The following is a 23,192-nucleotide window of genomic DNA, read 5'->3' on the forward strand; positions in this document are numbered from 1 at the left end:
GGGGCTGACGGTTTGAAGATCGCGATCTGCGATCCGTGAAACAGAGTTTCTCGTCAGCTCGACGAAGCTGGAACTGGCGCCGCGGTCTGCGCCTTCGGCGACCATCTTGCATGCAGCTTGGCAAGCATCAGGTAGATGATCGGCGTGGTATAGAGCGTCAGCACCTGCGACACGACAAGGCCGCCGACGATGGTGATGCCGAGGGGGCGGCGCAGCTCCGAGCCCGGGCCGGTGGCGATGATCAGCGGGATGGCGCCCATCAGCGCCGCCAGCGTCGTCATCAGGATCGGCCGAAAACGCTTGAGGCATGCCTGATAGATGGCCTCCTCCGAAGACAGGCCGAGTGTCCGCTCGCCATGCAGGGCGAAGTCCACCATCATGATGCCGTTCTTCTTGACGATGCCGATCAACAGGATGATGCCGATGAAGGCGATAAGCGTCAGCTCCGTGCCGCTGATGGCGAGCGCCAGCAGCGCGCCGAGACCGGCTGATGGTAACGTTGAAATGATCGTCAGCGGGTGTGCGAGGCTTTCATAGAGAATGCCGAGAACGATATAGACCGTCAGCAGCGCCGCGAGCAGCAGCAGTGGCTGACCGCCGGACGATTGAGTGACGCTCGCCGCATCGCCGGCGAAATCCGCATGCAGCGTGTCGGGCAGATGCATGTCCAGAACCGCTTTCTGGATGGCATCGTTCGCCACCTGCAACGGCGTATTGAGCGCCAGATTGTAGGAGATGGTCACGGACGGATACTGACCCTGATGATTGACCACCAGCGGCGCAAGCGTTCGATCGATCGACGCGACGGCGCTCAGCGGCACCTGCGTGCCACCGGAGGCCGGCACATAGAGCTTGGAAATATCATGGGGGTCGAGCGCATAGTTCGGATCCGCCTCCAGCACGACGCGATACTGGTTTCGCTGCGTATAGATCGTCGAGATCTGCCGCTGCGCGAAGGCGTTGTTCAGGGCGGCATCGATGGACTGGATGTTGACGCCAAGCTGCGAGGCTATGCTGCGGTCGATATTGACGGTCGCCTGCAAGCCGTTGGGCTGCCTGTCAGTCGCGACATCGGTGAGCTCGTGAAGGGCCTGCAGGCGCTGCATCACCTTGGGCGCCCATTCGACCAGCTCATCATAATTCGCGCCCCAGACCGTGAACTGGTACTGCGATTGCGACTGGCGCGCACCGGCGCGGATATCACCGGGCGAAAACAGGAAGGTGCTGAGGCCCGGGACGGCCGTCAGCTGCTTGCGGAGGCGGTCTATGACTTCGGCCGTCGGCGCACGCTCAGACTCCGGTTTCAGCGAGATAAAGAGCTGCCCGCGATTGACGGAGCTGGAGAAGCCTCCACCACCGACGGAGGAGCCGAGACCCGAAACCGCCGGATCCTTCGCCGCAATATCGGCCGCCTGCTGCTGCAGCTTCACCATGGCCGGATAGGAGATGTCGGTCGCCGCCTGCGTGCCGCCCTGGATGAAGCCGGTATCGTCCTGCGGAAGGAAGCCCTTCGGCACCTTGACGTAGAGATAGCCCGACATGACCACGCAGGCGACGATGACAAGCACCGAAAGAACCCGATGGTGCAGCACCGCTTTCAGCGTGCGGCCGTAAAATCCGATAATCGCGCCCAACGTGCCCTCGACGAAGCGGCCGAATGGACCAGGCTTCGCGTCGATATCATGCGAACGCAGGCGATGGCCGCAGATCATCGGCGTCAGCGTCAGCGACACCAGCGTCGAAACGACGATGGTAAAGCCGAGCGTCAGCGAGAAGGTCTGGAAGAAGCGACCGACGATACCACCCATGAAGAACAGGGGTATGAAGGCGGCAAGCAGCGACAGGCTGATCGAGATGACCGTGAAGCCGATCTGTTTCGCGCCTTCGAGCGCCGCCCGCATTGGCTTCATGCCGGTTTCCAGATTGGCATAGATATTCTCGATCATGACAATGGCGTCATCGACGACGAAGCCGACGGAGACGGCAAGCGCCATGAGGGAGAGATTGTCGATCGACAGCCCGAAGAGCCACATCGCCGCAAAGGTTCCGGCAAGCGAGAGCGGCACGGTGACGCCGGCGGCAAAGGTCGGCGTCGCGCGTCGCAGGAAGATAAAGACCACGGCCATGACCAGGCAGATGGTGGCGAGCAGTGTCCATTGCATGTCGTTGACGCTGGCGTGAATCGTCGTAGTGCGGTCGGAGAGGATTGATATTTTCACCCCGGCAGGGATCAGCCGCTGCAGCTCGGGGATCAGCTGCTTGACGCCGTCGACGGTGGCGATGACGTTCGCATCCGCCTGCTTGGTGATGTTGAGCAGCACGGCCGGCTTGCCATCATACCAGGCATCGGAGCGGCTGTTGCGCACGCCCGGCTCGACGGTGGCGATATCGGAAAGGCGAACGGCCGTCCCGTCGCCGCTTTGCACGATGATCCGTCCATAGGCTTCCGGCGTACGAAGCTGGCTGTTTACCGCAACGGAGAAAGCGCCGCTGGCGCCATCGATCGAGCCGAAGGGACCGAGCACATTGGCGTTGACGATCGCCGTGCGCACGGCATCGAGCGACAGGCCCATTGCGGCGAGCCTGTCAGGATCCAGGCGAACACGTATCGCCGGCTGATCGGCACCGCTCACCGTTACGCCGCCGACGCCATCCACCTGGGAGATGCGCTGCAACACCACCGTGTCGGCGGCATCATAGATGGCACTTGCAGGGACATTGTCGGACGTCAGCGCCAGGATGATGACGGGCGCCGCGGCCGGATTGATCTTGCGGAAAGACGGCAAGGTCGGCAGATCGCCCGGCAGATCGGTCGCCGCCGCGTTCAGTGCCGCTTGCACGTCCTGGGCGGCGCCATCGACGCTGCGCGAGAGGTCGAATTGCGCGATGATGGTGCTGGATCCGAGCGAGCTGACGGAGGTCAGTTGCGTGATGCCGGCAATCGTGCCGAGATGACGTTCGAGAGGGGCGGCAACGCTTGCCGCCATGCTGGCGGGATCGGCGCCGGGACGGCTGGCGGAGACGACGATCGTCGGCAGGTCCACGGTCGGCAGGCTTGCGACCGGCAGGAAGCGATAGGCGACGATGCCGAGGATCATCAGCCCGATCGCCAGAAGCGTCGTCCCGACCGGGCGTTTGACGAACGGCTCGGAGATGTTCATGTCTCGCCACCCGCCATTTCGTCCATCTCGGGACTTGGCGTTCCACTGGTACGGCCGACGACGCGGGCACGCAGCCGTTCGAAAGCCAGGTAGATCACCGGCGTCGTATAGAGCGTCAGAAGCTGCGAAAGCACGAGGCCGCCGATAATGGTGATCCCAAGCGGAATGCGCAGCTCGGCGCCCGTGCCCTGCGCCAGTGCCAGCGGCAAGGCGCCGAAGAGCGCCGCCAGCGTCGTCATCATGATCGGCCGGAAACGCAGGATCGAGGCCTTAAGGATCGCCTCGCGCGGTTCGAAACCTTCCTTGCGCTCCGCCTCCAGCGCGAAGTCGATCATCATGATCGCATTCTTCTTCACGATGCCCATCAAGAGCACGATGCCGATCAGGGCGATGATCGACAGATCCTGCCCGAACAGCATCAGCGCCAGTAGTGCGCCGACACCGGCGGAAGGCAGCGTCGAAAGGATCGTCACCGGATGAACGGCGCTCTCGTAGAGCAGGCCGAGCACGATGTAGATCGTCACGACCGCCGCCAGGATCAGCCAGGGCTCGCCCGCAAGCGACGAGGCAAATTCCTCGGCATCGCCGGAATATTTGCGCTGGATGGTGTCAGGCATGCCGATGTCCAGCTCCGCCGCCTTGATCTCGGCCACGGCGTCGCTGAGCGACGCGCCCTTGGCGAGATCGAAGCTGAGCGTCACGGCCGGAAACTGCTCGTCATGGCTGATGACCAGCGGCGCGGTCGTGAAGCTCGCCGAGGTGAAGGCGTTGAGCGGTACCTGCGTGTCGCTGGCGCCGGCGACATAGAGCTTGTCGAGCGATTTCGGATCGGATTGATATTCCGGTGCAGCCTCCAGGATGACGCGATATTGGTTGGCCTGGCCATAGATCGTCGCGATCTGGCGCTGACCGAAGGCATCGTTCAGCGTATCGCCGACGGCCTGCATCGATACGCCGAGCCGCGAGGCGGTCTCGCGGTCGACATCGACGAAGATGCGGCCGCCGCCCATTTCGACTTCGGAGGCGACATCGATGAGCTTCGGACTCCGTTGCAGACGCTGCGCCAGCTTTGCCGACCACTCGACCACGGTCGCCGTATCCGTCGCCGTCAAGGTGTACTGATAGGGCGCGCGGCTTGCCCGGGTGCTGATCGAGATGTCGCGCACGCTCTGGAAGGTGACGTGGATGCCTGGCATGCCGGCGACCTCGTCGCGCAAGCGGTCGATGATCTGATCTGCGGAAGCGTCACGCCGGTTTCTCGGCTTCAGTACGAGGCTGAGATTGCCCGTGTTCAGCGTCAGATTGCTGGCGCTGGTGCCGATGACGGAGACGACGCCGCTGACATCCGGGTCCTTGCGCAGCCGGTCGGCGACATTGGCCTGTATCTGCTTCATCGTCTCGAAGGACGTCGTCGGCTCGGCCTCGATGACGGCGGTGATCAGCCCTGTATCCTGAGCCGGCAGGAAGCCCTTGGGGATGACGACATAGAGCGCGATCGTCGCGGCCAGCGTCACGACCGTGATCATGAGCATCAGCGCGCTGCGATCCACCGCCCAGACAAGGCTGCGCCGATAGCCCTCGATCAGCCATTCCGTGAAACGATCGGCACCGGCAAGGAAACCGCCTTGTCGTTCCCTAGGCTTGCGCAGGATACGCGCGCACATCATCGGCGTCAGCGTCAACGAAACCACGGCCGACACGACGACGGCAATGGTGAGCGTCAGCGCGAATTCGCGGAACATGCGCCCAACGATCCCGGTCATGAATAGCAGCGGAATGAATACAGCAACCAGCGAGACGGTGAGCGAAATAATGGTGAAGCCAATCTCGCCGGCGCCCTTCAGCGCCGCCTGCATCGGGTTCTCGCCTTCTTCGATATGGCGGGCGATGTTCTCGATCATCACGATGGCATCGTCGACGACGAAGCCGGTGCCGATGGTCAGCGCCATCAGCGAGAGATTGTCGAGGCTGAAGCCGGCGAACCACATGACGCCGAAGGTCGCGATCAGCGACAGCGGCAGCGCCACACCGGCAATGAAGGTCGCCGTCATCGTTCGCAGGAACAGCAGAACCACAAGGATGACGAGACCAATACTGATGACCAGCGTCCATTGCACATCATGGATCGAAGCCCGGATGGTCTCGGTGCGGTCATTGACGATATCAAGCGAAATACCGGCCGGCATCGCCTGCTTCAGCTTCGGAAGCTGCTTCAGCACGTTCTCGACCGTCTGGATGACGTTGGCGCCCGGCTGGCGCATGATGTCAAGAATGACGGCCGGTTGCCCCTGATACCAGGCGCCGACGCGGTTGTTTTCCAAGCCCTCGACGACGGTTGCCACATCCTTCAACTGCACCGGCGCACTGTTGCGATAGGCGACGATGACGGACTTATAGACGTTCGGATCGACGATCTGGTCGTTGGCGGCAAGCGTGAAGCTCTGTTGCGTGCCGTCGAGCGCCCCCTTGGCGCCGGCGACGCTCGCATTCGTGATCGCCGAGCGTATGTCTTCCAGCGCAAGACCATAGGAGGCGAGACGCGGCAGGTCTACCTGGATGCGGATGGCGGGCTTGACCCCGCCCTGGATATTGACGTCGCCGACTCCGGAAACTTCACTGAGGCGCTGGGCCATCATCGTATCGGCGAAATCGCTGAGCTCGCGGATCGAATAGCTGTTGGAGCGCAGGGCGAGCGTCACGATCGGCGTATCGGCCGGGTTCACCTTCGAATAGGTCGGCGGATATGGAAGCGTGCGTGGCAGGGTCGAGCCGGCGGCATTGATCGCCGCCTGCACGTCTTGCGCGGCGCCATCGATATCGCGGCCGAGATCGAACTGCAGCGTGATCTGGCTGATGCCGAAGGCGCTCGATGAGGTCATGGAGGCGAGCGACGGGATCTGGCCGAGCGGCCGTTCCAGAGGCGCGGTCACCAGGGCGGCCATCGTATCGGGATCGGCCCCCGGAAGCTGCGTCGTCACCTGGATCGTCGGAAAATCCACCTGCGGCAGCGGCGCGACCGGCAGGAAGAGAAAACCGAGAATGCCGCCCAAGAGAACCGCCACCCCGAGAAGCGAGGTGGCGATGGGCCGGCCGATAAAGAGCGACGAAACGTTCATTGTTGCTGTGTCGGCGCGGCGGACGAATTATTGGATGCCGAGCCGCCGCTCGTATCCGCACCCTGCTCGGTGCCGGCGGCAGGCTGGCCATCTTGACCGCGATGGCCGCTATGACCACCGGCACCGCCCTGACCATCTTGGCCGCCTTGATCACCTTGGCCGTTGTGCCGGCGGTGCGGCCGCTCGCCGCCATTGGCATTGTCCTGGCCCTTCTGCGGGTCGTTCTCCGCAACCGGCTGTCCTTGATCCTTCGATGCGGGCGCGCTTGGCGCCACCTGATCCGGGTTGGCCGAAATCTGCACTTTCGACCCATCCTGTAGCCGCGCGAAGCCCGTGGTCACCACCTTGTCACCCGGGGATACGCCATCGGCAATGACGGCCAGCGTGTCGTCCTGCTGACGCACCTTCACCGACTTCATGGCCACGGTCTGACCCTGACTGACGATGTAGACGAACGTGCCGTTCGGCCCGCGCTGCACCGCCCCGCTCGGAATGACGGTGACGCCCTTCAGCGTCTCCACCAGCAGGCGGGCATTGATGAAGGCTCCCGGCCAAAGTGCCAGCTTCTCGTTCGGAAAATTCGCCTTCAGCTTGACCGTACCGGTGGTCGGATCGACCTGATTGTCGACCACCGCCAGCGTGCCGTTGTCGACCACCGTCTGGCCATCGCTTCCCATGGCCTGGACGGCGAGCGTTCCGGCCGAACTTGCTGTATTGATGCGGGCAAGCTGCTGCTGCGGAATGGAAAACAGCACGGAGATCGGCCTGATCTGCGATAGCGTCACGATGCCTGTCGCATCCGACGAGCTGACGAGGTTGCCGATATCGACGTTGCGGATACCGGTGCGCCCGTCGATGGGCGCCTTGATGGTCGTATAGTCGAGCGTTGCCTGCGCGCTTTCGATGGCAGCCACATCGACCTGGATCTGCGCGGTATACTGCGCCACCAGCGAGATCTGGGTGTCGACCTGCTGCTGCGTGCCCGAAGCGCTTTTCACCATGAGCTGAAAGCGGGCAAGGTCACGTTGAGCGCCGGCAAGCAGGGCTTCGTCCTGCGCCTTCTTGGCAACCGCCTGATCACGCTGTGCCTTGTAGACGCCATCATCGATGCGGGCGATGACATCGCCCTTCTTTATATCCTGGCCTTCCACGAAGTCGATTTCGACGATCTTGCCGCTGACCTGCGCCCGCACGGTGACGGTGTTCAGGGCCTTTACCGAACCCACGCCATCGATATAGACGGGCACATCGGCGGCCTTGGCATCGGCGACCAGCACCGGAACGGGGCCGCTGAACTCCGAAAGGCTACGCCGTCCTCCGCCACCGCCTTGACCTCGTCCGCCGCCCCGGCGCTCGCCTTGCGCCTGCTCGGCAGGTGCTGCGGCATTCTGATAGCCGAGCAGCTTCTCCGCCGGCCCAAGCCAGCGATCACGGGTCGCATAGGCGACGTATCCAACCGCGCCGATGACCGCCAACCACACTGCGACCCGAAACGTCCGAGCCATCAACATACCTTCCTTCAAAGCCTTCGGTGATCTGCGATCCCGATATCGATGGCGCGACTCTAGCTTGCATCGTGCCGCTTAGGAATTTGGTATGGCCATTAAATTTTGTCCATTTTAGCGCGACTTAGCGTAACAAACTGTTACATTGGACAAAAACCAGGGTTGTAGTGGCAAAGATGAGATATGTACGCGTGCTGCCCGGCGGAACGGGTCAAAGCACGCCCCAGCCGCGGTAACGCCCGCGACCCGTCATCTCGCGCAGGCCGAGTTCGGCTACCAGATTGAGTGCCCCTCTCGAGGTAACGCCGACATGCCGTGCGATCATCTTCGCTGAAACGATCGGCCTCGACAGCACGATATCGATGACCTCGGGCAGGCTGCTGTTCGACCGCCGGTCCTTGAGCCTCAACTGCATTTGGAGCTTGGCGAGCGACAGGCGATCGAGCTCCTTCAGGCCTGAATCGGCCGAAAGCGCCATCGCCTCCAGGAACGCCGTCAGGCGCGTGATGCGGTCCGACGCGCGCCGCCGGTCATGCCGGACCGCTTTCAGGCCGACATTCAGGCAGAAGAGATGCGAGGTGATCTTGCCGCGGCTGCGCAGATAGGCACTCACCAGCAAGCCGCCGAGCCAGTGCTGCCGCCGCAGCGGTTCGATCCGCTCCCAGGCATCGAAAAGCACGGCGGCGCCGAGAACCGGCGGCAGCTGATCCGCATCGCGAATAGTGGCGCGCCACCGTTCCAGGCGCTCGTCCTCATCCCAATCCTCGTCGCGAACGAGCGCAAGCGGATCATGGACATCGACCGTCGCTTGACGGGCTTCCGGGACACCGCCATTCAGGACCTTGTCGGATCGGGCGAGGATGGCGTCGATCTCAGCGAAATCGACGCCAAAATCGTCTTCCTCATCCTCCTGCACCGCGGGCTCCAATGTTTCAGCGGGTGTCGGACGTAGTACAATCGCGTCTTCCGCCTCCCCCACATCACCACGCAGGACCGCAAGGCCCATCGCCTCCAGCCCCCAGGAAGGATCGGCGGTCCAAAGACGGCGCCGCGTCCGTAGCACGGCATGAGCGATGGTCAACTCGTGGGTCGGCGTGCGCGTATCCATGCGCGCATCATGCAATACGAGATCCTCGATATGTACCAGTTCGCCGCTGACCCAAAGCGCGCCCGCGGCATCGAAGAAATGCCCGCGCTCGCGAAAACCATCTGCCACGCCATGCCGCAGAACACGCTCGTCGAGACGCGCCAGCATGTCCTCCGCCTTGATGATGGCGGGCAGAAGCGTCGGTATCGGGAGTGTGGTCAAATCATATCGCATTGGAATCGCTTCATTGAATCGGCCTTACGGAACTTATCACCGCCCAGTGCGATGCGATAGGAAAGGAACCCTGTGAACTGTGGACGACAATCATTATTTTTCATCTTGACCTTCCAGTAACAGGAAGGTTCATAAACCTATCCAACGCCCTATCCCGGGCAATGGAGTTTGATATGGCATTGCATGACAAAAATGATCACAGCCATCACGGTCACGATCATCATCACGATCACTCGCAAGAGGCGGTGACGCGCGATCCCGTTTGCGGCATGACGGTTGATCCGAACGCTGGCAAACCGTCGCTGGACTATCAGGGCCGTACCTTCCATTTTTGCTGCAATGGCTGCCGCACGAAGTTCGAAGCCTCGCCGGAAAGCTATCTCACCGCCACGGACCCGACCTGCGGCATGACGGTGGATCGAGCCACCGCGCGCCATTTCCTGAAGCACGAGGGCGAGAAATTCTATTTCTGCTCGGCCGGCTGCAAGGCGAAGTTCGAAGCGGAGCCGTCGGCCTATCTCGACGGCAACAAGCCCACGCCGAAGCCAGTGCCGAAGGGCACGCTCTACACCTGCCCGATGCACCCGGAGGTCGTCAGCGATCATCCAGGCGATTGCCCGAAATGCGGCATGGCGCTGGAGCCCATGGGCGTGCCCGCCGCCGATGAAGGCCCGAACCCGGAATTAGTCGATTTCACGCGCCGGCTCTGGATCAGCGCCGCGCTGTCGCTGCCGCTGCTTGTCATCAGCATGGGGCCGATGCTCGGCCTGCCCTTCCGCGACTGGATCGGCGAACCGATCGCCACATGGATCGAACTCGTGCTCGCGACCCCGGTCGTGCTTTGGGCCGCCCTGCCCTTCTTCCGCCGTGCCTGGAATTCGCTCGTCAATCGCAGCCCGAATATGTGGACGCTGATCGGCCTCGGCGTCGGTACCGCCTATATCTACAGCATCGTCGCCACGCTGGCGCCCGGCCTCTTTCCCATGAGCTTCCGTGGGCATGGCGAGAGCGTGCCCGTCTATTTCGAAGCGGCTTCCGTCATCGTCGCGCTGGTCTTCGTTGGCCAGGTGCTTGAATTGAAGGCGCGCGAACGCACCGGCTCGGCCATCCGCGCGCTTCTCGATCTTGCGCCGAAAACGGCGCGGCGCCTCGGCGCCGACGGCAGCGAGACCGATGTACCCGTCGATGAAATCCAGGCCGGCGATCGGCTGCGCGTCCGCCCCGGCGAGCGCGTTCCGGTGGACGGTTCCGTTGTCGAAGGGCAATCCACCATCGATGAATCGATGATCACAGGCGAGCCCCTGCCGGTCGAAAAGACCAATGGCGACGCCTTGACCGGCGGCACGATCAACAGGAACGGCACGCTCATCATGCAGGCCGAAAAAGTCGGCGCCGACACGACGCTGTCGCGCATCGTCGAGCTCGTTGCCAAGGCACAGCGCTCGCGCGCGCCGATCCAGACGATGGTCGATGGCGTCTCCGCCGTCTTCGTGCCCGCCGTCGTCGCGGCCGCCATCATCGCCTTTGCCGTTTGGGCCTTTGTCGGGCCGGAGCCGCGCCTTGCGCATGCGCTGCTGGCCGCCGTCGCCGTGCTGATCATCGCCTGCCCCTGCGCGCTCGGCCTGGCAACGCCCATGTCCATCATGATCGCCACGGGCCGCGGCGCGCAGGAAGGCGTGCTGGTGCGCGACGCAGAAGCATTGGAACGCTTCGCGAAGGTCGACACGCTGATCGTCGACAAAACAGGCACGCTGACCGAGGGCAAGCCAAACCTCACCGACATCGTCACCGTAACGGGCGCCGATGAGGCACGCCTGCTCTCGCTCGCCGCCAGCCTGGAGCGCGGCTCCGAACACCCTCTCGCCGAAGCGATCGTTGCCGGCGCCGAGGAGCGCGGCGCGCAGTTCGTCGAGATCTCCGGCTTCTCGGCGGTAACAGGCAAGGGCGTCGAAGGCCGCAGCGGTGATGCCGCGATCGCACTCGGCAATGCCGCGATGATGGCCGATCTTGGCGTCGCGACCGACGCCTTGAAGGCGGAGACCGAGCGCCTGCGCGGCGAAGGCAAGACCGTCATGTTCGTCGCCGTCGACAGGAAGCTCGCCGGCCTCGTCGCCGTTGCGGACAGGATCAAGCCGACGACGGCCGCCGCCATTAAGGCGCTGCACGGGAGTGGCCTGAAGATCGTCATGGCGACCGGCGACAATGGCAAGACCGCCGCCGCCGTCGCCGGAAAGCTCGGCATCGACGAGGTGCGCGCCGACATGCTGCCCGAAGGCAAGAAGGCGCTAATCGACGAACTGCGCGCCAAGGGCCGCGTCGTCGCCATGGCCGGCGACGGCGTCAACGATGCACCGGCACTCGCATCAGCCGATGTCGGCATTGCCATGGGCACGGGCGCCGATGTCGCCATGGAGAGCGCCGGCATTACGCTGGTCAAGGGCGATCTCAACGGCATCGTGCGGGCACGCCACCTGTCGGAAGCAACCATCCGCAACATCAAACAGAACCTCGCCTTCGCCTTCGGCTACAATGCCCTCGGCGTACCGCTGGCGGCCGGCGTCCTCTATCCGGTCTTCGGCCTGCTGTTGTCACCGATGATCGCGGCGGCGGCCATGAGCCTGTCCTCGGTCTCGGTCATCGGCAACGCCCTCCGGCTGCGGCTGGCAAAATAGGGAGAACAGAGATGAATATCGGCGAAGCATCGGGCCGTTCCGGCCTGCCGGCCAAGACGATCCGCTACTACGAGGATATCGGCCTGATCCGCCCGGACCGCAGCGACAACGGCTACCGCGATTACGGCGCCGACGACGTGCACAAGCTGCGCTTCCTGCACCGCTCGCGCAGCCTCGGCTTCTCGGTGGAGGAGTGCCGGCAGTTGCTGGCACTCTACGAGGACAAGAGCCGCGCCAGCGCCGACGTCAAGGACATCGCCGCCACGAAACTCACGGAGATCGACCGCAAGATCCGCGAATTGACGGAACTGCGCCGCACGCTGGAGCATCTCGTCCACGCCTGCCACGGCAACGAGCGGCCGGACTGCCCGATTTTGGAGGAGTTGTCGGAGGGGTGAGGACGCTGCCTCGGTAGGTCGGGCGAATGCCTTGATGCCGGAACGATGTGCCTGACCCCTCACCCCAGCCCTCTCCCCGTAAGCGGGGTGAGGAAGCTCAAAGTGCCCCTGCACGGCCCTCGAGTAAAATGAAGAGGCTGGTTGTTTTGCGCGGTTGTCCCTTCTCCCCGCATAAGCGGGAAGAAGGCCAGGATGAGGGGCCATGCCCACAACCACGGCATCAACAGGCCCGCCTGACCAGCCCTTATATCGCTCCAGTTACCCTACCCGTTCCACAGCAATCGCCGTCGCCTCGCCGCCGCCGATGCAAAGTGCTGCAACACCGCGCTTCGCGCCCCGGCGCTCTAGGGCATGCAGCAAGGTGACGATCAACCGTGCCCCGGTGGCGCCGATCGGATGGCCAAGCGCGCATGCGCCGCCATTGACGTTGAGCCGATCGCGCGCAATGCCGAGTTCCTTCGCGGCCGCCATGGCGACGACGGCGAAGGCCTCGTTGATCTCGAAGAGATCGACATCGCCGATCTTCCAGCCGGTCTTGTCGAGCACCTTGCGGATCGCCGGGATCGGCGCGGTGGTGTACCACGCCGGCTCCTGGGAGTGCGTGGCATGCGCCTTGATCTCAGCGAGAATGGGCAATCCCTCGCGCTCGGCCACCGAGCGGCGCGTCAGGATCAGGGCCGCGGCACCATCGGCATTGGCCGAGGCGCTGGCAGCCGTGATCGTTCCGTCCTTGCGGAAGGCGGGCTTGAGCGTCGGGATCTTTTCCGGCGAAACCTTCTGCGGATGCTCGTCCTTGGAGACCGTGACCGCGCCGCCCTTGGCCATCACCGAAACCGGGGTGATCTCAGCCTCGAAAGCGCCGGTCTCAAGAGCGTTCCGCGCGCGCAATAGGGTCTCCACTGCATAGGCATCCTGATCGTCGCGGCTGAATTGATAGGCCTCGACCGCCATCTCACCGAAATCGCCCATCGAGCGACCCTTCTCATAAGCATCCTCGAGCCCATCAAGCATCATATGGTCGAAGATGCGGTCATGACCCATGCGATAGCCGCCGCGCGCCTTGGCAAGCAGGTAAGGCGCATTCGACATGGATTCCATGCCACCGGCAACCGCGATGGAGGCCGAACCGGCGAGAAGCAAGTCATGCGCCAGCATGGTCGCCTTCATGCCCGAACCGCAGACCTTGTTGATCGTCGTGGCGCCGACGGCATCCGGCAGACCAGCCCCGCGGGCAGCCTGCCGCGCCGGCGCCTGCCCCTGCCCCGCGGGCAGGACGCAGCCGAACAGAACCTCATCCACCTTCTCTGCCGAAAGACCGGCACGCTCAAGCGCGGCGCGGATGACATTCGCGCCAAGCTCCGATGCCTGCAATGACGAGAGCTCTCCCTGGAAACGGCCAAGCGGCGTGCGCGTGGCGGAAACGATAACGACGGGATCGATAGTGGGCATGACATCTCCTCGCGGTCAGCAAACAGTATCTTCAGCTGTCATTGCTAGCACGTTAGATGATGTTCGTCATCTAAATATCGCGCGCGCGGGGAACACAAAACTGCCAGCGAATGCAATTGCCATCACGATAGATGCGTCCTAAGGATATCCAAAACACCAAGAGGGATATTCCATGCCGCTTTATATCAAGGACGACGCCATCGATCGATTGGCACGGCGCTATCAGGCGCTGACTAGGGCCTCCACCAAAACCGAAGCCGTCCGTCTCGCCTTGCAAAAAGCACTTGATGAGGAGCTGACGAAACCAGCCCTGGCCGACGTCGCCGTCGCCTTCTGCCGCAATCTCAAGCAGAAAGCTACCGACAAGGGCGCAAGCGCCGGCACGGCGGGAGAGGCTTGATGTTTATCGATGCTTCGGTGCTGTCGGCAATGATGACCGACGAGGAGGAGGCGCGTGGCTTCGCCATCCGCATGCAGCCGTCAACGGCACGAATGACCTCGCCGCTTGTAGCGGCAAACGCCGCAATCCAGATTTCAGACATCTTGGAATTATCGCCGACCGAGGCCGGCGACGCCGTCCGCACGTTTCTGCAGCTCATGAACATTCAGCTGCTTGCCGTACCGCCCCGCGCCGCCGCCTTAGCTACCGAAGCCTACGAGCGCTATGGCCAAGGCGGCCATCCGGCGCGCCTAAGCCTTGACGATTGCGTGACCTATGCCTGCGCTCGCTATTATCGCCACCCGCTATTGTCGAAAAGCGACCGGTTCAAGCAGACGGATATCGAGCTGGCCTGAGCATGTCGCGTAAAAGTGTGCAGCGGTTTGCGACAACGACATGCACGAGATCAAAGACCTAAAGCGCGGCAGCGAATCTGAAAGATCGCGACGCGCTTTAGGCCGGCTTTAGCCATCAAGCCGTTACGGGCAAAGCGAAGCGGAGCCCGCACTATACGTGCTCGAACGAGCGCCCACGGAATTGGGGGCAGCGGCGCATTGCAGGCGGGAAATGGAGTCGCCGGCGCGGATCGGGCCGGTCACCGACGGGTCAGTGTTGATGGTGCCATCCGGGAGGATTGCGTCCTTGGAATGATCGACGCTGCCAACATCGGCCTGGAACGCCTCGACATTGACGCGCTTGGGATGATGCTTGTGAGCCTGCTCCGCCATGGCGGCGCTGGACATGCCGACGACGAGAGCGGAGATGGCGAGGGTTCTGAGCAGCATAAGACTGCCTCCTATGGGAGTTGAAGCAACATTCATATGGGAAGGACGAGCCATTTTTACAGCGGCTAGCGTCTCGATATCGTTAAGAATTTGAAGGTTTTGATCAGGTCTTCACTTTATGGCGGGACACCTCTGCGCCGGCATCGTGCGGCAGGCTGACAAAACGCAACGCGGAGATGGCACCGATAAGCCCAACGACGAGGAAAGCCCAGCGAAAATCGACAAGCGAGAGCGTTTCCCCACCATGAATGGTGCGCGAGAGATTGAGAACGGCAGCGGCAACGGCAACGCCGAGCAGCAGCGAAACCTGCTGCAGCATGCTCGACAATGTCGAGGCGGAACTGCGCTGTGCGGCATGGATGTCGGCAAACCCCAGCGTATTCAGCGCCGTGAAGTTCATCGACCGCGAAAGACCGGCGATGAATAGCAGGCAATATATCAGGAGGTCCGGCGTTGCCGGGGACAGGAACGCGCATCCGCCGATGGCGGCCGACGAGATCAGGCCATTGATGACGAGCACGTTGCGGAAGCCGAAGACCTTCAGCATCTGCGTCGTGATCGCCTTCATGCCGAGATTGCCGGCGAAATAAAACAGCAGATAGGTGCCGGCGTCGATCGCCGTGCGGCCGAAACCGACCTGGAAGAGCAACGGGATCAGGAAGGGAGTGGCGTTGATCGCGACCCGGCTCGCAGTGCCTGCCGAAAGCGTCGACATTGCGAAGGTCTGTACCTTGAAGGCGGAGAGATCGAGCAAGGGCGCATCGACCCTCATGAAGTGCCGGGTGGCAATGACGGAGAAAACCACGCCGGCAGTAATAAGTGCAATGCTGGGCGCCAGCCCCGTTGTCCCCTGGACGACGAATTCCAGACCGGCGAGCAGGAAGGTCAACCCAGCCGCCGATTGCAGGAAACCGATGAAATCGAGCCGCACGACCTTTTCCTCCCGCTGATCCGGCACGAAGCGCAGAACGAGCCCGAGGCCGATAATGCCGATCGGGATATTGATCAGGAAGTTCCAGTGCCAGCTGAGATAGGTGGTGATGAAGCTGCCGAGCACCGGACCGATGACGGGCGCCGTCAGCGCCGGCCAGGTGATCATCGACATGGCATGCACCAGATCGGACTTGCGTGCGTTTTTCAGCACGATGATGCGTCCGACGGGCGTCATCAGCGCGCTACCGACGCCCTGAACAGCACGGGCAATGATGAACTCGGTCAAGTTGCCCGAGAGACCGCAAAACAGCGATGCCACGGTGAAGATGGTGATCGACGCCAGGAACACCCGCCGCGCGCCGTAGCGATCGCCCATCCAACCGGCCAGCGGCACGAAGGCCGCCATGGTCAGCAGATAGACCGTGATGCCGATGCTCATCGACACCGGCTCGACGCCGAATGTCCTGGCCATCTGCGGCAGCGACGTGGTGACGATGGTGCCGTCCAGGATCTGCATGAAGAAAGAGACGGCGACGACCAGGGCGATGATGCGGGACTGCCGGCCGAAGCTTGCTTCGGAAGGCTGATCTGTGGTCCGGGCAACGGTCATGACATGAAATTTCAGAGAATGGCGTTCAAGGAAACCGAGCGCGCCCGGCAACAATCATACGATCATTGAATACGCCTATGATGCCGGCTTGCAAAGCCGTAAACCTACGCCGGCCCCATCAAAAATTGGCACGGTGACATAAGAAATCGCGATCTCCCCCGGATTGCTTTGGCGGCATCCTACGCCCGCAACGACCTGTCGGCGTCAATCGTCCGAGTAGCGCTGTTCTCGCCAGGGATCGCCGTACATATGATAGCCGTTCTTCTCCCAGAAGCCGGCTCTGTCGGCGCCGATGAGCTCGATGCGGTTCAGCCACTTGGCACTCTTCCAGAAATAAAGATGCGGCACGACGAGACGCATAGGCCCGCCATGCTCGCCCGACAGCGGCTGGCCTTCCCAGGCAGTGGCGAGGATCGCGTCTTCGGCCGCGAAATCCGCAAGCGGCAGGTTGGTGGTATAGCCGTCATAGCTCGTCAGCAGCACATGATGCGCCTCGGCCATCGGCATGGCGAGATCAAGGAGATCGCGCGTCGAAACCCCTTCCCAGCGATTGTCGTAGCGCGACCAGGTCGTGACACAATGAATATCGCTGACGCGGGTGCCTCGCTCGATCGCCTGGAAAGCGGCCCAATCGAGGCTGAGCCGCGTTTCTACGAAGCCAATCACATCGAGCCGCCAGCTCGACAGGGACACCTGCGGCTGCACGCCGAGATCGAGCACCGGCCAGTTCTTGACGAGATGCTGCCCCGGCGGCAGCCGCTCGGTCTCGGACCGGCTAATGCGCCCCGTCAAAAACTTGCCCTCCGCCGCCCAGCGGCGCTTGGAGGTGGTGAGCTTGCTATCGGCGGGGATCTGGTCGTCGCTCATACAGGTATCCTCTCTGCTGCGCAGAAATAGGATAGTCGAGTCGGGTGAGTGTCAAGCCAGAGATACGCTGATCAATCGGCTGATGGCATCTTGCCAAACACAATGCTATGGCTCGGCAAATCACGATGAGGGGCAAGCTTGAATACCGATATCACATCCATTCGCGAAATCAGGTACTCCAGATCCAGCTTCAAAATCATACTGGTAACCTATTGCTTCCTTGCCGCAGGGCTTGCGGCCATGTTGACAATGGAAGGCCCAGCACGCGTCCTGGCGATGATCCTGTTGCCGATGCTGATTTTCTTCATCGCCTTTGCCGTATACGAGTATTTTCGCCGCGACTTTGTAACTCCAGTGATAACGATAGGCCCCCAAGGCATTCAGGACATCCGGATTGCCGTCGGTTTCATTCCTTGGGAACACATGGATGGTGTGATCTTCGCTACCATGGATCCAAGAACGGCGAAGGCCGCTACCATATTCGTCAATATGGAAAGCAAGAGCAGCCTGAGCGAAGGCCTAGTCGCAAAGATTTGGAAGCGATCAAAGCGCCCGCGGCCAGTTTTGATCAGGCGCGGCCAGTTCGATACTCAGTTCAGGGAAATAGCTGCTGCCATCGATCTCTACTATCGCGCATACAAGACAAGGGCTGGGAATACCGAAAACGGCTCCCCACAACGCATGCCCGCGTAAATTGCCACGATCTCGATCGGAAAAATCGAGTCGATCGCTTCGGCAGGCTGTCTTTGCCTAGAGCGTGATGCCGAAAAGTGCAGGCGGTTTTCCGACGACATCACGCTCTACTTCTTTGATTCTAGAGCGGATTCAGATTTTAGGTCGACTCGACCTAAAGTCATCCGGCTCTAGCGTCGACCATTGGGATGAATATCAATCTGAAACAGCTCGGCTTTTCCGGAAACGGCTATGTCAGTCCAGACCGCTTCCAGAAGCAGGCAATCGCCTGCCGAAAGCGAAAGCCTGGCAGTTTTGGCGTGGCCGCGATGACAAAGGATAAGGCTCACACCACCACGAGGCGCAAGCTGGACTGTCCCATCGACCGAAACGCGCCGTACCGAATGCGTGAAGCTTCCACGCCGCGTCATCACGTTGAGATCGGTGATCGTACCGTCGATCAAAGTCGCTGATGTCGGCGCATCGGCGGCAAAGGGTAGCGGCTCGCTCGCCTGCGTCAGGCGTTCGGGCGCGCGCCCCTCGATGAAGAGGGTCATGCCCTCGCCATCGAGAATGGATAGCGTACGATCGATGCCCGGAAAGACCGAGAAGGGTCCGTCCGTGGCAACGGTCGCCATGCTGACGCGCCAGTCGAAGTCGGCAAGCCCCACGCCGTCGGGCGAAACGGCGATTTCCACCGTCTCCCCGCCGCCGTTTTTCCAGGGCATGCGCTTGTGATCACTGGCGCGCAGCAGCTTCATCTCAGTTCCCCAGGATGGCCGGCAAGCGCAAGCCCTGCTTCTTGGCCCAATCGAGGGCGATATCATAGCCGGCATCGGCGTGGCGCATGACGCCGGTTGCCGGGTCGTTCCAGAGAACGCGCTCCAGGCGTCGTGCCGCATCATCCGTGCCGTCGGCGCAGATGACCATGCCGGAGTGTTGGGAAAAGCCCATGCCGACGCCGCCACCGTGGTGCAGCGATACCCAGGTGGCACCCGATGCGGTGTTGAGCAGCGCGTTGAGCAGCGGCCAGTCGGAAACGGCATCAGAGCCGTCCTTCATGGCTTCCGTCTCGCGGTTGGGCGACGCGACCGAGCCGGAGTCGAGATGGTCGCGGCCGATGACGACAGGCGCCTTCAGCTCGCCATTCCTGACCATTTCGTTGAAGGCCAGGCCGAGGCGGTGGCGATCACCGAGACCGACCCAGCAAATGCGGGCCGGCAGGCCCTGGAAGGCGATGCGCTCGCGCGCCATGTCCAGCCAGTTGTGCAGATGGGTGTTGCCGGGAGTGAGTTCCTTCACCTTGGCGTCGGTCTTGTAGATATCTTCCGCATCGCCAGAAAGTGCGGCCCAGCGGAAAGGACCGATGCCGCGGCAAAACAGCGGGCGGATGTAGGCGGGTACGAAGCCGGGGAAGGCGAAGGCATTTTCAAAACCTTCATCCTTGGCGACCTGGCGGATGTTGTTGCCGTAGTCAAGCGTCGGTACGCCGGCATCCCAGAAGGCGACCATGGCTTCCACATGCACCTTCATCGAGGCGCGAGCAGCAGCTTCAACGGCCTTCGGGTCGCTCTCGCGCTTTGCCTTGGCTTCTTCCACGGTCCAGCCGAGCGGCAGATAGCCATTCAGCGGATCATGCGCCGAGGTCTGGTCGGTGACGATATCGGGGCGCGGGCCACCGGCCTTCATGCGCTTGACCAGTTCCGGGAAGATCTCGGCGGCATTGCCGAGCAGGCCGACGGACTTGACTTCGCCAGCCTTCGTCCACTTGTCGATCATGGCAAGCGCTTCATCGAGCGTCTTGGCCTTCTCGTCGACATAGCGGGTGCGCAGGCGGAAATCGATGCGGGTCTCGTCGCTCTCAACAGCGAGGCAGCAGGCGCCGGCCATGACGGCCGCCAGCGGCTGTGCGCCACCCATGCCGCCGAGGCCGCCAGTCAGGATCCACTTGCCCTTGAGGTTGCCGTTATAATGCTGGCGACCAGCTTCGACGAAGGTTTCGTAGGTACCCTGCACAATGCCCTGGGTGCCGATGTAGATCCACGAGCCGGCCGTCATCTGGCCGTACATGGCAAGGCCCTTCTTATCCAGCTCGTTGAAATGATCCCAGGTCGCCCAGTGCGGTACGAGGTTGGAATTGGCGATCAGCACGCGCGGCGCATCCTTATGGGTGCGGAACACGGCGACGGGCTTGCCGGACTGTACCAGCAGCGTCTCGTCTTCGTTGAGTGTCTTCAGCGTCGCGGCGATACGGTCGAAATCGTCCCAGGTGCGGGCGGCGCGGCCGATGCCGCCATAGACGACCAGCTCGTTCGGGTTCTCCGCAACGTCCGGATCGAGGTTGTTCATCAGCATGCGCAGCGGCGCTTCGGTCAACCAGCTCTTGGCGTTGAGCTCTGGACCACGAGGAGCGCGGATTTCGCGGATATTATGGCGTGGGTTGGTCATGTCACATCTCCAGGGAGGGCAGGATGTCGGTTGAAATCGAGGCATTGAGTGCGCCGGAGGCAATGAGGTCTGCGGCGGCTTTCAGGTCGTTTGCCATGTAGCGGTCCTCTTCCAGCGAAGAGACGGCGGCGCGGATCGAAGCAATGGCCAGGGTCAGTTCCGGGCTGGTCGTCAGCGGTGCGCGCAGCTCGACGCCCTGCGCGGCGGTCAGCGCCTCGATGCCGATAATGCCGAAGAGGTTTTCAGTCATTTGAAGCAGGCGACGTGCACCGTGGCAGGCCATGGACACATGGTCTTCCTGGTTGGCGGAGGTCGGCGTCGAGTCGACCGAAGCCGGGTGCGACATCTGCTTGTTTTCGGACATCAGGGCCGCCGAGGTCACTTCGGCAATCATCAGGCCGGAGTTCAGGCCCGGCTTCTTAGCGAGGAAGGCGGGGAGGCCATAGCTCAGCGCCGGATCGACCAGCAGTGCGATACGACGCTGTGCGATCGCGCCGATTTCGCAGACGGCGATGGCGATCTGGTCGGCGGCGAAAGCGACGGGCTCGGCATGGAAGTTGCCGCCGGAAACGACGGAATTGTCCGAAAGCACGAGCGGATTGTCGGTGACGGCATTGGCTTCGATTTCGAGGGTGCGGCCGACGGAACGCAGAAGGTCGAGGCAAGCGCCATCCACCTGCGGCTGGCAGCGAATGCAATAGGGATCCTGCACGCGCTCGTCGCCTTCTATATGGCTCTGGCGAATCACGGAGCCGGCGAGCAGGCCGCGAAGGGCGGCGGCAGTATCGATCTGGCCCTTGTGGCCACGCAATGTATGAATGTCGGGATGGAACGGCGCCGAGGAGCCCATGGCCGCATCCGTCGACATGGCGCCGGTGATGAGGGCGGACTGGGCGGCGCGATGGGCGCGGAAGAGACCGGCAAGCGCAAGGCCGGTCGACACCTGCGTACCGTTGATCAGCGCAAGCCCTTCCTTGGCGGCAAGCACGACCGGCGTCAGGCCGGCCTTTTCGAGCGCTGCCGCGCCGGAGAGCTGCTCTCCGGCGTAGAAGGCCTCGCCATGGCCCATCATCACGGCGGTCATATGGGCGAGCGGCGCGAGATCGCCCGATGCGCCGACGGAGCCCTTTTCGGGGATGACGGGCACGACGCCCTTTTCGAGCATGCCTTCGATCAGCCGCACCAGCTCCAGCCGCACGCCGGACGCACCCCGACCGAGCGAAACGAGCTTCAGCGACATGATCAAACGAACGACATTCTCAGGCAGCGGCTGGCCGACACCGCAGCAATGCGAGAGGATGAGATTGCGCTGAAGCGTGGCGACATCGGCGCTGTCGATCTTGATCGACGCCAGTTTGCCGAAGCCGGTATTGATCCCATAGACCGGCGCGTTACCAGCCGCGATTTCAGCAATGCGGGCTGCGGCCTTAGCGATACCAGCGTCGAAAGAAGCGTCAAGTTTAGCCGGCTCACCAGTCCAATAGATTGTCGCCAGTTGCTGCAGCGTCACGGAGCCGGGATGGAGAACGATAGTCATCGGTTGAACCTTTTTCCCTTGAAGACATGAGCATGAAGGGGATTGAAGCCGATGCGGTAGACGAGCTCCGCAATGCTTTCGACATCCCAGATGGCGAAATCAGCCGACTTGCCGGCTACGAGCGTGCCTGTCTCGGCGAGCTGCCCAAGTGCACGCGCGCCTTCACGCGTTGCGCCGGCAATGCATTCTTCCACGGTCAGACCAAAGAGCGTCGCGGCCATGTTCATGGTCAGAAGCATCGAGGTCAGCGGCGACGTGCCGGGATTGCAGTCCGTCGCGATCGCGATCGGCACGCCGGCATCGCGCAACGCCTGGACCGGCGGCTTCTGTTTTTCATGGATAGCGTAGAAGGCACCGGGAAGAAGCACGGCAACCGTGCCGGAAGCAGCCATTGCCTTGACGCCATCCTCGTCGAGATACTCGACGTGATCGGCCGATAGCGCGCCATAGGAGGCAGCAAGCTTGGCGCCGCCGAGATTGGAGAGCTGCTCGGCGTGCAGTTTCATGGGGATGCCGAGGGACTTGGCCAGATCGAAGACGCGGGCGATCTCCGCCGTCGAAAAGGCAATGCCCTCACAGAAGCCGTCGACGGCATCGACGAGCCCTTCAGCATGGGCTTGGCTGAGACCGGGCAGCACGACATCAGTAATATAGTCGCCGTTGCGGCCCTTGTAGTCGCCCGGCGTGGCGTGCGCGCCGAGATAGGAGGTGATGACGCGAACCGGGCGAGCTTCGCCGAGCTTGCGCGCGGCGCGCAGCATTTTCAGTTCGGATTCGATGCTGAGACCATAACCCGACTTCACTTCGATGGTCGTCACACCTTCCGAAAGCAGTGTATCGAGACGCGGCAGCGCAACGGCGACGAGTTCGTCCAAAGAGAGCGCGCGGGTCGCATTGACAGAGGAGACGATGCCACCGCCGGCACGGGCGATTTCTTCATAAGTGGCACCCTCCAGCCGCATTTCGAATTCGCGGGCACGATTGCCGCCATAGACGATATGCGTATGGCAGTCGACGAGCCCCGGCGTCACCCAGCGTCCCTCGAGATCGATCGTTTCGGCACCGGAGGTATCGGGCAGGTCGGCTTCATGGCCGGCGAAGACGATACGGCCGTCCTTGGTCACGATCGCACCCGTCTCGATCGTGCCCAGCCGGACCTCGCCCTCTTTCAAGGTTGCGAGGCGGGCATTGCGCCACACGCAGCTTACCGCGCCGCTTTCCCTGCCGTCTTCGGAAAAATTGTTCCCACCCATCAGCTTTACGCCTTTCCTCGCTGGCT

The 23,192-nt window shown here is 62.4% G+C and carries 17 protein-coding genes; 5 read left to right on the forward strand and 12 right to left on the reverse strand.

Annotated features, from left to right (window positions below; all coding sequences use genetic code 11):
• Positions 1-53: 53 nt before the first annotated feature.
• From HGP12_RS10840 to HGP12_RS10855, 4 genes are all read right to left on the reverse strand, one after another.
• On the reverse strand, positions 54-3,161 hold the full coding sequence (locus HGP12_RS10840; RefSeq protein WP_168839808.1) for an efflux RND transporter permease subunit: 3,108 nt from the start codon (positions 3,159-3,161) through the stop codon (positions 54-56).
• A complete protein-coding gene (locus HGP12_RS10845; RefSeq protein WP_168839807.1) occupies positions 3,158-6,277 on the reverse strand; it encodes an efflux RND transporter permease subunit in 3,120 nt (1,039 codons plus the stop codon). The genes HGP12_RS10840 and HGP12_RS10845 overlap by 4 nt, the downstream gene beginning before the upstream one ends.
• A complete protein-coding gene (locus HGP12_RS10850; RefSeq protein ID WP_168839806.1) occupies positions 6,274-7,782 on the reverse strand; it encodes an efflux RND transporter periplasmic adaptor subunit in 1,509 nt (502 codons plus the stop codon). The genes HGP12_RS10845 and HGP12_RS10850 overlap by 4 nt, the downstream gene beginning before the upstream one ends.
• A gap of 211 nt (positions 7,783-7,993) precedes the next feature.
• A complete protein-coding gene (locus tag HGP12_RS10855) occupies positions 7,994-9,103 on the reverse strand; it encodes an RHE_PE00001 family protein (RefSeq protein ID WP_168839805.1) in 1,110 nt (369 codons plus the stop codon).
• Positions 9,104-9,276: 173 nt separating this feature from the next.
• Between HGP12_RS10855 and HGP12_RS10860 the strand changes: the two genes are divergently transcribed.
• Positions 9,277-11,775, forward strand: a complete 2,499-nt coding sequence (locus tag HGP12_RS10860; RefSeq protein ID WP_205926412.1) for a heavy metal translocating P-type ATPase — start codon at positions 9,277-9,279, stop codon at positions 11,773-11,775.
• An 11-nt stretch (positions 11,776-11,786) separates the two neighbouring features.
• Positions 11,787-12,173 (forward strand): Cu(I)-responsive transcriptional regulator, encoded by a 387-nt coding sequence (gene cueR, locus HGP12_RS10865; RefSeq protein ID WP_168839804.1) that lies wholly within the window; start codon positions 11,787-11,789, stop codon positions 12,171-12,173.
• Between the two features lie 258 nt (positions 12,174-12,431).
• Here cueR and HGP12_RS10870 read toward each other — a convergent pair whose 3' ends face one another.
• Positions 12,432-13,622, reverse strand: coding sequence for an acetyl-CoA C-acyltransferase (locus HGP12_RS10870; RefSeq protein WP_168839803.1), 1,191 nt, complete (start codon positions 13,620-13,622; stop codon positions 12,432-12,434).
• Positions 13,623-13,794: 172 nt separating this feature from the next.
• On the opposite strand from HGP12_RS10870, the gene HGP12_RS10875 reads away from it, so the two are divergent.
• Both HGP12_RS10875 and HGP12_RS10880 read left to right on the forward strand, forming a co-directional pair.
• The gene (locus HGP12_RS10875) at positions 13,795-14,022 is read left to right on the forward strand and encodes a type II toxin-antitoxin system VapB family antitoxin (protein WP_168839802.1); all 228 of its coding nucleotides are present in this window, start codon (positions 13,795-13,797) and stop codon (positions 14,020-14,022) included.
• On the forward strand, positions 14,022-14,417 hold the full coding sequence (locus HGP12_RS10880; RefSeq protein ID WP_168878752.1) for a type II toxin-antitoxin system VapC family toxin: 396 nt from the start codon (positions 14,022-14,024) through the stop codon (positions 14,415-14,417). The genes HGP12_RS10875 and HGP12_RS10880 overlap by 1 nt, the downstream gene beginning before the upstream one ends.
• A 123-nt stretch (positions 14,418-14,540) precedes the next feature.
• Here HGP12_RS10880 and HGP12_RS10885 read toward each other — a convergent pair whose 3' ends face one another.
• The 3 genes from HGP12_RS10885 to HGP12_RS10895 form a co-directional block, all read right to left on the reverse strand.
• Entirely contained in the window at positions 14,541-14,846 is a 306-nt protein-coding gene (locus HGP12_RS10885) for a hypothetical protein (protein ID WP_168839800.1), read from the reverse strand.
• Between the two features lie 103 nt (positions 14,847-14,949).
• Complete coding sequence (locus HGP12_RS10890; protein ID WP_168839799.1) at positions 14,950-16,389, reverse strand: MFS transporter; 1,440 nt, start codon at positions 16,387-16,389, stop codon at positions 14,950-14,952.
• Positions 16,390-16,593: 204 nt separating this feature from the next.
• The gene (locus tag HGP12_RS10895; RefSeq protein WP_168839798.1) at positions 16,594-17,256 is read right to left on the reverse strand and encodes a sulfite oxidase-like oxidoreductase; all 663 of its coding nucleotides are present in this window, start codon (positions 17,254-17,256) and stop codon (positions 16,594-16,596) included.
• A 138-nt stretch (positions 17,257-17,394) separates the two neighbouring features.
• Between HGP12_RS10895 and HGP12_RS10900 the strand changes: the two genes are divergently transcribed.
• Positions 17,395-17,949, forward strand: coding sequence for a hypothetical protein (locus HGP12_RS10900; protein WP_168839797.1), 555 nt, complete (start codon positions 17,395-17,397; stop codon positions 17,947-17,949).
• 170 nt (positions 17,950-18,119) lie between these two features.
• On the opposite strand, the gene HGP12_RS10905 is transcribed toward HGP12_RS10900, so the two are convergent.
• The 4 genes from HGP12_RS10905 to hutI are packed head-to-tail and all read right to left on the reverse strand — an operon-like array spanning position 18,120 to position 23,166.
• A complete protein-coding gene (locus tag HGP12_RS10905) occupies positions 18,120-18,689 on the reverse strand; it encodes a HutD family protein (protein WP_168839796.1) in 570 nt (189 codons plus the stop codon).
• A 1-nt stretch (position 18,690) separates the two neighbouring features.
• Positions 18,691-20,376, reverse strand: a complete 1,686-nt coding sequence (gene hutU, locus HGP12_RS10910) for a urocanate hydratase (RefSeq protein WP_168839795.1) — start codon at positions 20,374-20,376, stop codon at positions 18,691-18,693.
• Between the two features lies 1 nt (position 20,377).
• Entirely contained in the window at positions 20,378-21,913 is a 1,536-nt protein-coding gene (hutH, locus tag HGP12_RS10915; RefSeq protein ID WP_168839794.1) for a histidine ammonia-lyase, read from the reverse strand.
• Positions 21,910-23,166: an imidazolonepropionase gene (gene hutI, locus HGP12_RS10920; protein WP_168839793.1), complete on the reverse strand. Its 1,257-nt coding sequence runs from the start codon at positions 23,164-23,166 to the stop codon at positions 21,910-21,912. The genes hutH and hutI overlap by 4 nt, the downstream gene beginning before the upstream one ends.
• Between the last annotated feature and the right edge of the window lie 26 nt (positions 23,167-23,192).

This window comes from Rhizobium sp. P28RR-XV (assembly GCF_012641385.1).
GTDB lineage: Bacteria > Pseudomonadota > Alphaproteobacteria > Rhizobiales > Rhizobiaceae > Rhizobium.